The sequence below is a fragment of the Sphingomonas mangrovi genome (assembly GCF_047975845.1).
Taxonomy (GTDB): Bacteria; Pseudomonadota; Alphaproteobacteria; order Sphingomonadales; family Sphingomonadaceae; genus Sphingomonas.
Genome location: NZ_JBIUCZ010000027.1, coordinates 18,720 through 33,053, shown reverse-complemented (window position 1 = coordinate 33,053; position 14,334 = coordinate 18,720). Strand labels below are relative to the sequence as shown.

Annotated in this window: 14 protein-coding genes and 1 riboswitch; of the genes, 1 reads left to right on the top strand and 13 read right to left on the bottom strand. The window is 69.3% G+C overall.

All coding sequences use genetic code 11. The features are described 5' to 3' along the window. Positions 1-3 precede the first annotated feature (3 nt). The 12 genes from cobT to cyoA form a co-directional block, all read right to left on the bottom strand. Positions 4-1,017, bottom strand: a complete 1,014-nt coding sequence (gene cobT / locus ACBY01_RS12880) for a nicotinate-nucleotide--dimethylbenzimidazole phosphoribosyltransferase (RefSeq protein WP_416461286.1) — start codon at positions 1,015-1,017, stop codon at positions 4-6. Beyond that, the gene (locus ACBY01_RS12875; RefSeq protein ID WP_416461308.1) at positions 1,014-1,421 is read right to left on the bottom strand and encodes a DUF1636 domain-containing protein; all 408 of its coding nucleotides are present in this window, start codon (positions 1,419-1,421) and stop codon (positions 1,014-1,016) included. The genes cobT and ACBY01_RS12875 overlap by 4 nt, the downstream gene beginning before the upstream one ends. Further along, positions 1,421-1,966 carry a hypothetical protein gene (locus tag ACBY01_RS12870; protein WP_416461285.1) on the bottom strand — a complete coding sequence of 182 codons (546 nt, stop codon included), beginning with the start codon at positions 1,964-1,966 and terminating at the stop codon, positions 1,421-1,423. The genes ACBY01_RS12875 and ACBY01_RS12870 overlap by 1 nt, the downstream gene beginning before the upstream one ends. Positions 1,967-1,977: 11 nt before the next feature. Next, positions 1,978-3,921: a TonB-dependent receptor plug domain-containing protein gene (locus ACBY01_RS12865; RefSeq protein ID WP_416461284.1), complete on the bottom strand. Its 1,944-nt coding sequence runs from the start codon at positions 3,919-3,921 to the stop codon at positions 1,978-1,980. 132 nt (positions 3,922-4,053) lie between these two features. Beyond that, a riboswitch (cobalamin riboswitch) is annotated at positions 4,054-4,237 on the bottom strand. A 61-nt stretch (positions 4,238-4,298) separates the two neighbouring features. Then, the gene (cobO, locus tag ACBY01_RS12860) at positions 4,299-4,907 is read right to left on the bottom strand and encodes a cob(I)yrinic acid a,c-diamide adenosyltransferase (RefSeq protein WP_416461283.1); all 609 of its coding nucleotides are present in this window, start codon (positions 4,905-4,907) and stop codon (positions 4,299-4,301) included. A 66-nt stretch (positions 4,908-4,973) separates the two neighbouring features. Beyond that, positions 4,974-5,504, bottom strand: coding sequence for a response regulator transcription factor (locus ACBY01_RS12855; RefSeq protein ID WP_416461282.1), 531 nt, complete (start codon positions 5,502-5,504; stop codon positions 4,974-4,976). Beyond that, complete coding sequence (locus tag ACBY01_RS12850; RefSeq protein WP_416461281.1) at positions 5,501-6,778, bottom strand: ATP-binding protein; 1,278 nt, start codon at positions 6,776-6,778, stop codon at positions 5,501-5,503. Before ACBY01_RS12850 ends, ACBY01_RS12855 begins: the two co-directional genes overlap by 4 nt. Further along, entirely contained in the window at positions 6,775-7,476 is a 702-nt protein-coding gene (locus tag ACBY01_RS12845; RefSeq protein WP_416461280.1) for an SURF1 family protein, read from the bottom strand. The genes ACBY01_RS12850 and ACBY01_RS12845 overlap by 4 nt, the downstream gene beginning before the upstream one ends. Next, positions 7,473-7,841 (bottom strand): cytochrome o ubiquinol oxidase subunit IV, encoded by a 369-nt coding sequence (gene cyoD / locus ACBY01_RS12840; protein WP_416461279.1) that lies wholly within the window; start codon positions 7,839-7,841, stop codon positions 7,473-7,475. The genes ACBY01_RS12845 and cyoD overlap by 4 nt, the downstream gene beginning before the upstream one ends. Then, positions 7,838-8,467 (bottom strand): cytochrome o ubiquinol oxidase subunit III, encoded by a 630-nt coding sequence (cyoC, locus tag ACBY01_RS12835; RefSeq protein WP_416461278.1) that lies wholly within the window; start codon positions 8,465-8,467, stop codon positions 7,838-7,840. Before cyoC ends, cyoD begins: the two co-directional genes overlap by 4 nt. Then, positions 8,467-10,470, bottom strand: coding sequence for a cytochrome o ubiquinol oxidase subunit I (cyoB, locus tag ACBY01_RS12830; RefSeq protein ID WP_416461277.1), 2,004 nt, complete (start codon positions 10,468-10,470; stop codon positions 8,467-8,469). The genes cyoC and cyoB overlap by 1 nt, the downstream gene beginning before the upstream one ends. 10 nt (positions 10,471-10,480) lie before the next feature. After that, positions 10,481-11,602, bottom strand: a complete 1,122-nt coding sequence (gene cyoA / locus ACBY01_RS12825; RefSeq protein WP_416461276.1) for a ubiquinol oxidase subunit II — start codon at positions 11,600-11,602, stop codon at positions 10,481-10,483. A 115-nt stretch (positions 11,603-11,717) separates the two neighbouring features. Between cyoA and ACBY01_RS12820 the strand changes: the two genes are divergently transcribed. After that, entirely contained in the window at positions 11,718-13,058 is a 1,341-nt protein-coding gene (locus ACBY01_RS12820) for an MFS transporter (protein ID WP_416461275.1), read from the top strand. 257 nt (positions 13,059-13,315) lie between these two features. On the opposite strand, the gene ACBY01_RS12815 is transcribed toward ACBY01_RS12820, so the two are convergent. Then, positions 13,316-14,296: an aldo/keto reductase gene (locus ACBY01_RS12815; RefSeq protein ID WP_416461274.1), complete on the bottom strand. Its 981-nt coding sequence runs from the start codon at positions 14,294-14,296 to the stop codon at positions 13,316-13,318. Positions 14,297-14,334 lie beyond the last annotated feature (38 nt).

Sequence of the window (14,334 nt, the reverse complement as noted above, 5' to 3'; positions counted from 1 at the left end):
GCGTCACGCCTCCGCTACGCCCGCCTCGGCGAAGGTAGCCATCTGGTCGTGTGCTGCGAGCGCGGCGCGGATCACGCCGGCCGCAACCGCCGCCCCACTCCCCTCGCCAAGCCGCATGTCGAGCGACAGGATGGGCGCGAGCCCGAGCCGGTCGAGCAGCCGCGCATGCCCCGGCTCGGCTGAGCGATGACCAGCGAGGCAGTGGGCGACGATGTCCGGGTTGGCGACGGCAAGCGGCGCCACCGCCGAACAGCAGATGAAGCCGTCGAGCAGCACCGGTACGCCCGCCTGCCGCGCGGCCACCACCGCGCCGGCGATCGCGACGATCTCGCGTCCGCCCAGCCGGCGCAGCGTCTTGAACGCGCCGACGGCCTCCGGAAGATGGCGCGCGACCGCGGCGTCGACCACCGCGCCCTTGGCCGCCAGCGCACTGCCGTGGACCCCCGTCCCCGGCCCAACCCATTCGGCCGCGCCGCCGCCGAAGCTCGCGGCGCTGAGCGCGGCGGCAGCGGTCGAATTGGCGATCCCCATCTCGCCCAGCACCAGCAGGTCCAGCCCCGGCTCGACCACCGCCGCGCCCGCGTTGAGCGCGGCAAGGCATTCGTCGGCGGTCATTGCCGGCGCTTCGGTGAAGTCGTCGGTCGGCCGGTCGAGATCGAGCGGCACCACCCGCAATTGGAGCCCCGCCGCGCCGGCGAGCGCGTTGATCGCAGCCCCTCCCGCTTCGAAATTGGCGACCATCTGCGCGGTGACCGCGGGCGGGAACGCACTCACCCCCCGCGCCGCCACACCGTGGTTGCCGGCGAAGACCACCGCACGTCCGCGCTCGATCCGCGGCCGCTCGCGCCCCTGCCAAGCGGCGAAGAACAGCGCGATCTCTTCCAGCCGGCCGAGGGAACCCGGCGGCTTGGTGAGCACCGCCTGGCGCGCCGCCGCCGCTTCGCGCGCCGCATCGTCCGGCGCGCGAAGGCCGTGGAGCGCCTGCTCGAAGGCGTGGGGCGATGCGAACCCGCTCATTCGACGACGTAGCCCGCCGGCGGCGTGCGGGTGAGGAAATGCCCCTTCACCCCCGCCGGCCACTGGCGGAACGGCACCTGCCCCGCTTCGCTCTCGGCATAGAGCCGGGCGTAGTCGAGGATCGCCCGCGCCGCCTCCTCGTCGGGCGTGAAGCGGCCGAGAACGTAGCCGACCTTGCCGGGCGCACGGAGGTGGATGGTGCAGAAGTCGGTGCAGGCGAACAGGCACGGCATCTCCTGCACCGCGACTTCGGCATAGGCGGGATCGCTCGCCTGGACGCTGCGCAGCGCCTCGACCAGCCGCGCGCCGCCGCGCCGCCCCTCATCGTCCTCGCGCGCGTCGGCGGAGAAGCGGCAGGTATTACACGCCACCACCGCGGGCCCGTCCGCGACCGGTTTCAGCATCATGCCGGCACGCGCTCGCACTGGACGGCAGGGACGCCGGCCGCGGTGAGCAGCTGATAGATCCCGAGCAGCCCGACCAGGATCGCGGCGTTGCGGGCGAACTGGCGCACCAGCACGTCGGCTGCGAACGCCCCGCCGCCACCGTGCAGCCCCAGCGAGGCGAGCAGAGTTACGACCTTGAACACCACGAACGCCGCGACATAGCTCGCCGCCAGCGACACCAGCAGCCCGCTGCGGAGGCGTGCGGCAGCAGCGTGCGCCGCGACTGCTCCCGCCACCGCGGCGGCACCCATCGCCGCCCCCCAGCCGAAGGTGTTGGCGGTGGTCGGATAGTCGAGCAGGCAGAAGCCGACGAGCTGGCTCGCCCCCCAGGCGACGAGCATCAGCGCGATGCCGTCGCTGCGGCGCATGTGCACCGCGGCGAGGGCTGCGAGAGCGGGAAACGGCGTCGCGCATTTCAGCGCCAGCGTGGTCGCGACACTCGCCAGCGTCAGCAGCATGATCCACAGCGTCGAGGCGCTCCGCACCGAAGCAACTTGCGTCATCTCGCGTCTCCTCAGAAGCGCCCGCGGAACCCCGCATACACGCTGCGGCCCAGCGTGTTGTAGCGGTTGGCGGTGGCATAGTCCTCGTCGAACAGGTTCTCGACGCGCGCGAACAGGCGCACCGCATCGCTCAGCGGCAGCTCGCCGCGCAGGTCGACCAGCGTATAGTCATCGAGCCGGGTACGGTTGGCGAGATCGTCGAAGCTCTTGCCCGCCCAGCGCAGCGCCACGCCGAGCGACGGCCCCTGCGGCAGCGTATAGGTGGCCGAGGCGTTGGCGGCGTGGCGCGGACGCCGTGCCAGCCAGTTGCCGTCATTGGCGTCGCCCGAGCGGTTCTCCGCCTCGATCCAGCTGTAGTTGCCGTCGAGCAGGACTCGGCTGCCTAGCCGGGCGGCAGCGCTCGCCTCGACGCCGCGGGCGAAGGCACGGGCGATGTTGTCGTAATAGCCCCAGCGCGCCGTCTCGGTCCCCGGCGTCACGCACAGCGGATCGGCCGTGCTCGTGCAGCTGATATAGTCGATCTGGTCGCGGGTCCGCCGCTCGAAATAGGTGGCGCCCAGCGTCAGCGCGCCGTCGAGCAGCCGCTGTTCGACGCCCGCCTCCCAGCTCTTCGCCCGCTCGGGATCGAGCGCCTGATTGCCGTATTCGGAGAAGAGCTGATAGAGCGACGGCGCCTTGAAGCCTTCGGAATAGCTCGCGCGCAGCAGCGTGCCGGTGGGCAGCGCCCACACCGCCCCGCCGGCCAGCAGCGTCTTGCCGCCGTAGCGGTTGTGATCATCGTGGCGAACGCCGCCGGTCAGCGTCAGCCCGTCGACGAGCGTGCCGTTGACCTGACCGTAGAAGCCGGTCAGCTCGGCCTTGCCGCGCGCGGGCTCGTCGACGCCGCCGGTGGGTGAGACCGAGCGGAAGCGCGAGCGCTCGTTCTCGACGCCGAACACCGCGTCCCAGCCGGTCGCGATGGCGAAGCTGCCCTGATATTCGAACCGGCGGTTGCGCCCGGCCGCATCGAAGGTCTTGGTCCGCACCGGTTCGCGCGCGTAGCTGTCGCGGTCGGTGTCGGTGTAGCCATAGCCGAAGCGGTTGCGCAGCCGGCCGTCGAGCAGCGCGACGTTCAACCCGGCATAGCCGACGAACTCGCGATTGTCGGAATAGTCGAGGCTGTCGCCGGCGAAGCCGTCGATTTCGACCCGGCCGGTCGAGTAATAGCCGCGCACTTCCGCGCTGACGCCGGTGGCGAGATCGAGCAGCGCGCGCCCCTGCAGGCTACGGTTGTGGTAGCCATCGCGCTCGCGCCCGCCGAAGTCCGGCGCGACCGCGGAGATGCCGTCGGTGACGAAGCTCTGGCCGCCGATCCGCCAGGCGAGCGGCCCGGTGCGGCCGCCGAGCGCCGCACGCGCGCTGACCGTGTCGCGCGATCCGGCCTCCACGTCGAAGCTGCCCTCCAGCGGCCCTTCCGGCAGCGGCGTGACGACGTTGACGACGCCGCCGATCGCCTGGCTGCCCCACAGGATCGACTGGGCGCCGCGCAGCACCTCGATCCGCGAGGCGTCGCCCACCAAGAGGTTGGCGAAGTTGTAGCCGCCGCCGGTCGCGGACGGATCGTTGAGCTTGACGCCGTCGATCACCACCACCGTCTGGTCGGTCTCCGCCCCGCGGATGCGCAGCGAGGTGGCGGTGCCGTAGCCGCCGTTGCGCGACAGGGTGACGCCCGGCGTACGCACCAGCAGGTCGGCGACGCTCAGGTCCTGCGCGCGGTCGATCGCCGCCTTGTCGAGCACGGTCACCGAAGCGGCGACGCGATCGGCCGCGATGGGCGTGCGGGTGGCGGTGACGACGATGGCGTCGGACGTCGGTTCCGCGGCGGCATCGGGCGCCGGCGCCTCCTGCCCGAGCGCGGGAACGGACAGCAGCAGCGGCAACGGTAGAAGCGGCAACGGCGCGAGAATACGGATCATGGGCAACCCCCTTCAACATGCAGCGCCCGCCACAGCAGGGAAGAGGACGCGCGTCCCCGCCCCCGCAGGCACGCGGGCTGGCGATGTCGTCGCTCGGGGTGACCCCGTCCGCCCGGCGCACCCTGGCCGATCGAAGGACGACTGCGGCAGGCAGGTCTCCTGGCTTGCGGGTCTGTGCCGGTCCGCGCCGCCTTCTCAGGGCATACCCCAATGGCGTGTGGCGCGGTGGCTCGCCGAATACAGTTGCAGGGGCAGCCGGGGTTTTCCCGTTCCCTTTTCACCCCGTCGCCGGGGAACCTGTCGCAGGCCGCGGGGTAGACCCGCCGCCGCACCCGGTCAATCGCGCGGCGCGACCACCCCGGCACTATTGCGGCAGGTCAAAACTCGATGCCAGCCTGCGCCTTCACCCCGCTGCGGAACGGGTGTTTCACCTGCGTCATCTCGGTGACCAGATCGGCGGTGTCGACCAGCGGCTGCGGCGCATTGCGCCCGGTGACGACGAAGTGCTGCATCGGCCCGCGCGCGGCGGCGGCGGCCAGCACCTCGTCGACCGGCAGATAATCGTAGCGCAGCACGATGTTGAGCTCGTCGGCGATCACCATGTCGTAGCTCGGATCGGCGAGCATCCGCCGCACCTCGTCCCAGGCGGTGCGCGCGACGGCGATGTCGCGCGCGCGGTCCTGCGTGTCCCAGGTGAACCCCTCGCCCATGCGGCGGAACTCGAGATGGTCGGACAGCGCATCGAACACCGCCTTCTCGCCGGTGTCCATCGCGCCCTTCACGAACTGGACGATCCCGACCTTCATCCCGTGGCCGATCGCGCGCATCGCCATGCCGAAGGCGGCGGTGGTCTTGCCCTTGCCGGGGCCGGTGTAGACGATCAGCAGCCCCTTCTCGATCGTCTTGGTCGCCATCATCGCCTGCCGCGCGAGCTGCACCTTGCGCATCTTGGCGTTGTGGCGTTCGTCCTGATCCTGCTCCAACATCGTCCTCCGCGGTTGCTGCACGCGCAGTCGGCGCCGTTGCCCCCCGGGTCAAGCGCGGGATGGCCCCTAGGAGAGGTGCCGCTTCTCCAGCTTTCGAGCCAGCGTACGGCGGTGCATGCCCAGCCGGCGCGCCGCCTCCGACACGTTGAAGTCGCTGGCGGCGAGCGTCTGATGGATGTGCTCCCACTCCACCGTCTTGATCGAGGTCGGGGTCGCCGAGACCTCCACCTCCGCATCGCCCTGCGGCCGGTCGAACGCCGCCTCGATCTCGTCGGTGTGCGACGGTTTGGTCAGATAGTTGGTGGCGCCCAGCTTGATCGCCTCGACCGCGGTGGCGATGCTCGCGAAGCCGGTCAGCACCACGATCCGCATCGTCGGATCGGCGGCGTGGAGCTGCTGGACGCAGGCAAGGCCGGAGCCGCCGCCCAGCCGCAGGTCGACCACCGCGAACTCGGGCGCGAAGGCGGCGACGACGTCGGGCAGATGCTCAAGCTCGGCGATCATCTCGCAGCGATAGCCCCGCCGCTCGAACGACCGCGCGAGCGTACGCGCGAAGACGGCGTCGTCCTCGACGATCAGCAGCCTGCGGTCGGTCATTCGCTCTCCTCCAGCGCCAGCGAGGCGATCGGCAGCGACAGCACCACCTCCGCACCCCCGGCCGCGCGGTTCTGCGCCGCCAGCGTTCCGCCCAGTGTCCGCAGCACGTTCGTCGCCAGGAACAGCCCCAGTCCGCCGCTCTGCTTGCTGGTGCGATACGGCTGGCCCACGGTGGCGAGCAGATCCTCGCGAAAGCCGCGGCCGTCGTCGCGCACCGCCAGGATCAATATAGGGCCGTCCATCACCGCCACCAGGGTGATCGCCTGCGCGCCCGCCTCGACCGCATTGTCGAACAGGTTGGTGAGCGCCTGGGCGAGTGCGCGGTCGGCGACGATCGGCCGGTCCGGATCGAGCCGGTTCTGCAGCGTCAGCGGGATCGGCGCGGCACGGCCCCAGTCGGCGACGACCCCCTCCAGAAAGCGGTGCAGGCTGGTGCGCACCGGCGCCTCGCCCGTCACCTCGCCGGCGGCGAACAGCACGCCGCCCAGGATCTTCTTGCAGCGCGCGATTTCCTCGCGCATCTCGTCGATCTCGGCGGCGAGCCGCGGGCTGGCGGCGATCGCCGGTTCCTGCCGCCAGTCGCCCAGCGCCACCGACAGCGAGGCGAGCGGCGTGCCGAGCTCGTGCGCGGCGCCGCTCGCGAGCAGCCCCATGCGGACGATGTGATCCTCCTCTGCCGCGCGCTGCCGGATCGCCGCGAGATGCGCATCGCGATCGCGCAGGTTGCGCGCCATCCGCGTGACGAATGCGACCAGCAGGATCGCGGCCAGCGTGAAGTTGAACCAGTTCGCCACCACAAACGCCGGCGACAGATCGCTGACCAGCACCGCCGGCAACGGCAGCGGCCGATGCGCCACCGCGAGCCCGGCGAAGGCGGCGCTGGTGATCGCAACGAGCGTCCAGCTCGACCACGCCGACAGCAGCACCGCGCCGATCACCACCTGCAACAGGTAGAGCGTGACGAACGGGTTGGTCGATCCGCCCGCGAGGTAAAGCTGCACGGTGAGCGCGGCGACGTCGACCAGCAGCGCGGCGAATACCTGGAGGTTGCTCGCCCGCCCCCAGCCGCGCAGCAGCGCGATCAGGTTGAGCGCCACCAGCACCGCGAGCGTGCCGAGCATCGGCACCAGCGGCAGCCGCACGCCGAAGCCGTAGTGCACCGTCAGGATCGCCGCGAGCTGGCCGCCGACTGCGATCCAGCGCAGCTGCGCGAGCAGCCGCTGGTTGCGCGAGCCGGCATCCGCGCGAGACGGAAAGGCGAGGCTGCGCGTCATGCGCCCTCGCCCGCTGCGCTTCCGCGGCGCCGGGCGACGATCACCATCACCACCAGCCCGGCCGCGAGCCCGAACCACGTCAGGGCATAGCTCAGATGGTTGTTGCGGAACCGCACGATGGTCAGCCCGCCGCGCGGCCATCCCTGCCGCGGACCGCTGGCGTCGACGAAATAGGGCGCCGGGCGTGCGACGCCGTGCGTGGCCGCAAGCGCGGCGACGTCCCGCGAGTACCAACGGCCACTCGCGGGGTCGTTGCTGCGGAGGAACCCGCCGCCGGGTTCACTGAGCCGCAGCAGCCCCTCGACGGTCACCGGCCCGGACGGTGCCGGCGCCTTCCCGCGCAGCTCGGCGGGGACGAAGCCGCGGTTGACGAACAGGGTGAAGCGGCCGGTGTCGAGCGGAGTGAGCACCCAATAGCCGGCACCGAGCACGGCGCTCGCCTGCACATAGCTGTCGGCATCCGGCCGGTAGCGGCCGCGTGCGACGATCCGGGTATAGACCGCGTCCTCGCCGATCCGGGGCCAGGCCTCCGGCCCCGGCGGGGCGATCGGGGTCGCGTCCAGGCGGCGTTCCACCTGCGCGATCAGCGCCAGCTTCCAGCTTCGGCGCTCGAGTTGCCAGACCCCCAGCGCGACCAGCGCGGCCAAGATCAGGGCGAGCAGTGCGCCCAGCGCGAGCCGGGCGCACCCTCTCGTCACATCGCTTCCATCGCCTCGGACGCCATCCCCGGCATCATGTTGAGGTTCATGTGGTACATCACCCACAGCGACCCCGCCACCACGATCACGACGATGATGATCGTGAAGATCAGCGCCATCAGCGTCCAGCCGCTCTCCGACTTGGTGTTCATGTGGAGGAAGTAGATCATGTGGACGACGATCTGCACCATCGCCATCGCCGTCACGATGCCGGCGGTCCAGCGCGGGTCCGAGATCGCGCCGGTCATCACCAGCCCGAACGGGATGGCGGTCAGCAGCACCGACAGGAGGAAGCCGATCACATAGTCGCGGCGCGTACCATGCGCCTCGCCGCTGGCGTGATGGGCGGCGTGTTCCGCGCTCATCGCAGCACTCCCAACAGATAGACAAAGGTGAAGACGCCGATCCAGACGACGTCGAGGAAGTGCCAGAACAGCGACAGGCACTGCAGCCGGCGCTGGTTGGCGGCGATCAGGCCGCCGCGGCTCACCTGCACCATCAGCACCACCAGCCACAGGATGCCGAAGGTGACGTGCAGCCCGTGCGTGCCGACCAGCGTGAAGAAGCCCGACAGGAAGGCGCTGCGCCACGGCCCCGCGCCCTCGTGGATCAGGTGCGAGAACTCGTAGAGCTCGATGCCGAGGAAGGCGAGGCCGAACAGGCCGGTCGCGGCCAGCCAGCCGAGCGTGCCGCCCTTGTTGTTCTCCCCCGCCGAGATCATCGCGAAGCCGTAGGTGATCGACGACAGCAGCAGCATCGCGGTGTTCACCGCGACCAGCTTCAGGTCGAACAGCTCGTGCGGTCCGGGACCGCCCGCCAGGCTGCCGCTGTACACGCCGTAGCAGGCGAACAGCATCGCGAAGATGAGGCAGTCGCTCATCAGGTACATCCAGAAGCCCAGCATGGTGCTGCCCCCGGCGTCGTGATGATGCTCGTCGAGTTCGTAGAACATCGGCGCCTGGGCGCCGGGCGGGATCGTGGCCTCGGCCATTATGCTGCTCCTGCCGCGGCCAGCTTGCGGCCGTAGGCGTCTTCGGTCTCGGTCACTTCGGCGGCCGGGATGTAGTAATCGCGGTCGTAGTTGAAGCTGTGGACGATCGTCGCGACGACCACGCCCACCAGCCCGAAGGCCGCGAGCCACCACATGTACCAGATCAGGCCGAAGGCGCAGACCGCCGACAGCGCGGCGATGATCAGGCCGGCACCCGTGTTCCGGGGCATGTGGATGTCGCGATAGCCACCCGTCGGACGCACCGCGTTGCGGTTCTTCATGTCGTACCAGGCATCCAGGTCGTGGATGATCGGCGTGAACGCGAAGTTGTAGGCCGGCGGCGGCGACGACGTCGCCCACTCCAGCGTACGGCCGCCCCAGGGATCACCGGTCTCGTCGCGCAGCTGGTCGCGGCGCAGGAAGCTCACGACGAACTGGATCAGCATCGCGGCGATGCCGACGGCGACCAGCGCCGCACCGATCGCGGCGATCACGAACCAGATCTGCAGCGACGGATCGTCGAACACGCGCAGGCGGCGGGTCACGCCCATCAGGCCGAGCACGTAGAGCGGGGTGAAGGCGACCCAAAAGCCGACCACCCAGCACCAGAAGCTCACCTTGCCCCAGAACGGGTCGAGGCGGAAGCCGAAGGCCTTGGGCCACCAGTAGTTCACGCCCGCGAACAGCCCGAACAGCACGCCGCCGATGATGACGTTGTGGAAGTGCGCGACCAGGAACAGCGAGTTGTGGAGCACGAAGTCCGCCGGCGGCACCGCCAGCAGCACGCCCGTCATGCCGCCGATCACGAAGGTCAGCATGAACGCGACCGTCCACATCATCGGCAGTTCGAAGCGGACGCGGCCCTTGTACATGGTGAACAGCCAGTTGAAGATCTTCGCGCCCGTCGGGATCGAGATGATCATCGTCGTGATGCCGAAGAACGAGTTCACGCTCGCGCCCGAGCCCATCGTGAAGAAGTGATGGAGCCAGACGAGGTACGACAGGATCGTGATGACGAGGGTCGCGTAGACCATCGAGGTGTAGCCGAACAGGCGCTTGCCCGAGAAGGTCGAGGTGACTTCCGAGAAGATGCCGAACGCCGGCAGGATCAGGATGTAGACCTCCGGGTGGCCCCAGATCCAGATCATGTTCACGTACATCATCGGGTTGCCGCCCAGCGTGTTCGTGAAGAAGTTGGTGCCGGCGTAGCGGTCGAGCGACAGCAGCGCGAGCACGGCGGTCAGCACCGGGAAGGCCGCGACGATCAGCACGTTGGTGGCAAGCGACGTCCAGGTGAACACCGGCATCTTCATCAGGCTCATGCCCGGCGCGCGCATCTTGACGATGGTCGCGATCAGGTTGACGCCGGATAACAAGGTGCCGACGCCGGCGACCTGCAACGCCCATATGTAATAGTCGACGCCGACATCGGGCGAATAGTCGAGCCCCGACAGCGGCGCCATCGCCAGCCAGCCGGTCCGCGCGAACTCGCCGACGAACAGGCTCATCATCACCAGCACCGCGCCGAACGCCGTCATCCAGAAGCTGAAGTTGTTCAGGAACGGGAAGGACACGTCGCGCGCGCCGATCTGCAGCGGCACCACGAAGTTCATGAGGCCGGTGACGAACGGCATCGCCACGAAGAAGATCATGATCACGCCGTGCGCGGTGAAGACCTGGTCGTAGTGGTGCGCGGGCAGATAGCCCTCGCTGCCGCCGAACGCCATCGCCTGCTGCGCGCGCATCATCACCGCATCGGCGAAGCCGCGCAGGAACATGATCAGCGCCAGGATGATGTACATGATCCCGATGCGCTTGTGATCGACGGTGGTGAACCACTCCTTCCAGAGATAGCCCCAGAGCTTGAAGTAGGTCAGCGCCGCGATCAGCGCGATCCCGCCCAGCGCGACACCGGCGAAGGTGACGAGCAGGATCGGCTCGTGGATCGGGAAACTCTCGAGCGTCAGCCGCCCGAAGATGGTCTTGAGAAAGCTGTCTGACATGGTTCGGCCTTTATGCGCGGTCGGCCGCGCTCGCACCCGGCGTGCGGGGGCGAAGAAGCTGCGTCATATTGCGGTTCGCGGGCGAGCCCGGGTCCTGCGTGCCCTCGGCCGGGCCGCGGGGCTTGGTCACGTTCGGGCTGCTGCCCTTCTCCTCGTTGCGCTTGAACAGCGCACCCTTGGGTTCGCCCGGCTGCTCGCCGCGGTTGTTCACGCCCGGCTGGCCGCCGTGGCCCATGTGGGGCGCGTCGCAGGGATGGTTCGGCTCGGGGCACATCTCGACCACGCGGTCGAACAGGCCCTTGTCGATCGCACCGAAGCGCATCGGCGGCACCTTCTCGGACGGCTTCTCCAGCTGGAGATAGGTCGCGGTGTCGAGCGGGCGCTTGGCGACCTTCGCCTCCGACACCCAGCGCGCAAAGCCGGCATCGTCGACCGCGTGCGTCTTGAACCGCATGTGCGAGAAACCGGCGCCGCTGTAGTTCGACGACATGCCGTCGAACTGCCCCGGACGGTTCATCACCGCGTGGAGCTTCGTCTCCATGCCCGGCATGGTGTAGATCATGCCCGCCATCGCCGGCACGTAGAAGGCGTTCATCACGCTGGACGAGGTCAGGCGGAACTGCACCTGGCGACCGACCGGCACGACCAGCTCGTTGACCGTCGCCACGCCCTGTTCGGGGTAGATGAACAGCCACTTCCAGTCGAGCGAGACGACCTGCACCTCCAGCGGCCGCTCGTTCGCCGCCACCGCCTGAGTCGGCGAGAGCCGGCCGAGGCCGCGATAGGGATCGAGCAGGTGGGTCGAGGTCCAGGTCAGCGCGCCGAGCGCGATGATGATGAGCAGCGGCGCCGACCAGATGATCAGCTCCAGCATGATCGAGTGGTCCCAGTCGGGCTTGTACTCGGCATCCTTGTTGCCGGCGCGGTAGCGCCAGGCGAACAGGACGGTGAGCACCATCACGGGGATGATGATCAGCAGCATCAGGCCGGTCGACCAGAGAACCAGGTCGCCCTGCTGGCGCGCCACGTCGCCGGAGGGGTTCAGCACCACCATGTCGCACCCACCAAGCAGGGCGACGAGCGGCAGACTCAGGCCGCAGCGCGCGGCGACAGGAGGCAATTTGCGGGACATCACCGGGGCGCCTAGCCCTCCCTTCGCAACTGCGGAATAGGACAATTTGTCCTATCCCCGTCCGGCGCCCCGACGCCTATCGGAGCCACCGAACGTTCGGAGAGTTGAATACCCAATGGCTCAGGCCCCCGCCTCGTCCGCTGCCTCGTCCGCGTCGCTGGAGCGCGACGCCCGCGTCGTGAATTCGCGCGGCCATGACGACGTGAACCCCGGCGACATCGCCATCGGCGTGATCATCGGACGAACGTCGGAGTTCTTCGACTTCTTCGTCTACGCGATCGCGTCGGTGCTGGTGTTCCCGCGCTTCGTCTTCCCGTATCTGGAGACGGTCCCCGCCACGCTCGCCTCGTTCGCGCTGTTCGCACTCGCGTTCGTCGCGCGGCCGATCGGCAGTCAGATCTTCATGGCGGTCGACCATCGCTACGGCCGCGGCACCAAGCTGACGATCGCGCTCTTCCTGCTCGGCACCTCCACAGTGTCGGTCGCCTTCCTGCCCAGCTACGCCCAGGTCGGCGCCGCGTCGGCGGTGCTGCTCGCGATCTTCCGCATCGGCCAGGGTCTTGCGCTGGGCGGCAGCTGGGACGGCCTCGCCTCGCTGCTCGCGCTCAACGCGCCCGAGCGCAAGCGCGGCTGGTACGCGATGGTGCCGCAGCTCGGCGCGCCGATCGGCCTGATCGTGGCGAGCGCGCTGTTCGCCTACTTCCTCGGCACGCTCGGCACCGAGGACTTCCTCAGCTGGGGCTGGCGCTATCCGTTCTTCGTCGCCTTCGCCTTGAACGTGGTGGCGCTGTTCGCCCGCCTGCGCATGGTGGTGACGCCGGAATATACCGAGCTGTTCAAGTCGCGCGAACTGACCGCCTCGCCGGTCCCTGCGACTCTGAAGGCGCAGTGGCGCAACATCGTCATCGGCGCGTTCGCGCCGCTGGCGAGCTTCGCGCTGTTCCACATGGTGACGGTGTTCCCGCTGTCGTGGGTCTATGTCTTCACCCGCGAGAGCACGACCCGCTTCCTGCTGATCGAGATGGTCGGCGCGGTGTTCGGCATCGTGGCGATCATCTGCTCGGGGCTGCTCGCCGACCGCATCGGCCGGCGCTCGGTGCTGGGCTACACCGCCGCCGCGATCGCGGTGTTCGCGCTCGTCGCCCCGCTGCTGCTCAACGGCGGCGAGGCCGGCGAGACCGCGTTCATGATCGTCGGCTTCATCCTGCTCGGCCTGTCGTTCGGCCAGTCGTCGGGCGCGGTCACCAGCAACTTCCCGAAGCGGGCGCGCTACACCGGCGCGGCGCTGACCTCGGACCTCGCCTGGCTGTTCGGCGCCGGCTTCGCGCCGTTCGCCGCGCTGTGGCTGGCGGACCACTTCGGCCTGATCGCGGCAGGTGCCTACCTGCTGTCGGGTGCGGTCGGCACGCTGGTCGCGCTGGGGCTCAACCGCGAGCTGGCCCGCCGCCTGGACTAAGGCGCGGCCCTGGCCCGAGAAAAGGCGGCGGAGGCTCCTGCTTCCGCCGCCTTTTTTGTTGCGCGAGCCGTCGGCCGGTTCGCCTTTGAGTGCGGCGCCCCCCTCCAACTCCTCCGTTCGCCTCGAGTGGCCGTCGAGCTTGTCGAGACGGCGTATCGAGAGGTCGGCACTCGCGGCTCTCTCGATACGGGCTCTCGACAAGCTCGACCCCTACTTGAGACGAACGGAAATTCGTGGCTGTCGATCCAAGCCAGGGATCAGGAGAAGCCGACCACTGCGTGCGGCACATAGGGCGCCTCCAGCCGCGCGATCTCCTCGTCGCTCAGCACGAGGTCGAGCGCGGCGACCGCATCTTCCAGATGGCCTGGTTTGGAGGCGCCGACGATCGGCGCGGCGACCGCAGGCTTGGCGAGGACCCAGGCGAGCGCGACCTGGGCCGGCGGCACTCCCCGCCCCGCCGCGACCTCGGCCACCGCCTCGATCACCTTGCGGTCGGCGTCGGCGGTGTGCTCGTAGAGCGTCCGGCCGAAATCGTCGCTGCGTGTCCGCTCGGTTTCCGCATTCCACGGCCGGGTCAGCCGGCCGCGTGCGAGCGGGCTCCACGGGATCACGCCGATCCCCTCCGCCTCGCACAGCGGCAGCATCTCGCGCTCTTCCTCGCGGTAGAGCAGGTTGACGTAGTCCTGCATCGTCGAAAACCGCGTCCAGCCGTTCGCCTCCGCCACGTGGAGCATGGTCGCGAACTGCCACGCGTACATCGACGAGGCGCCGATGTAGCGCGCCTTGCCCGCCTTCACGACGTCGTGCAGCGCCTCCAGCGTTTCCTCGATCGGCACCTCGGGATCGAAGCGGTGGATCTGGTACAGGTCGACGTAATCGGTGCCGAGCCGGCGCAGCGAGTTGTCGATCTCCTGCAGGATCGCCTTGCGGCTGAGCCCCGCGCCGTTGGGGCCGGGATGCATCCGGCCGTGGACCTTGGTCGCGATCACCACTTCGTCGCGGCGGGTATATTCCTTGAGCGCGCGGCCGACGATCTCCTCCGAGGTGCCGTCCGAATAGACGTTGGCGGTGTCGAAGAAGTTGATCCCCGCCTCCACCGCCTGACGCAGCAGCGGTCGGCTGCGCTCCTCGTCGAGCGTCCAGGGATGCGGCCCGCGATCGGGCACGCCATAGGTCATGCACCCGAGGCAGAGCCGCGACACGTCGAGGCCGGTGCTGCCGAGCTTGCGATATTCCATGTCGATCTCCTCGCAACGCGAAACGGCCGGCGCGGGAG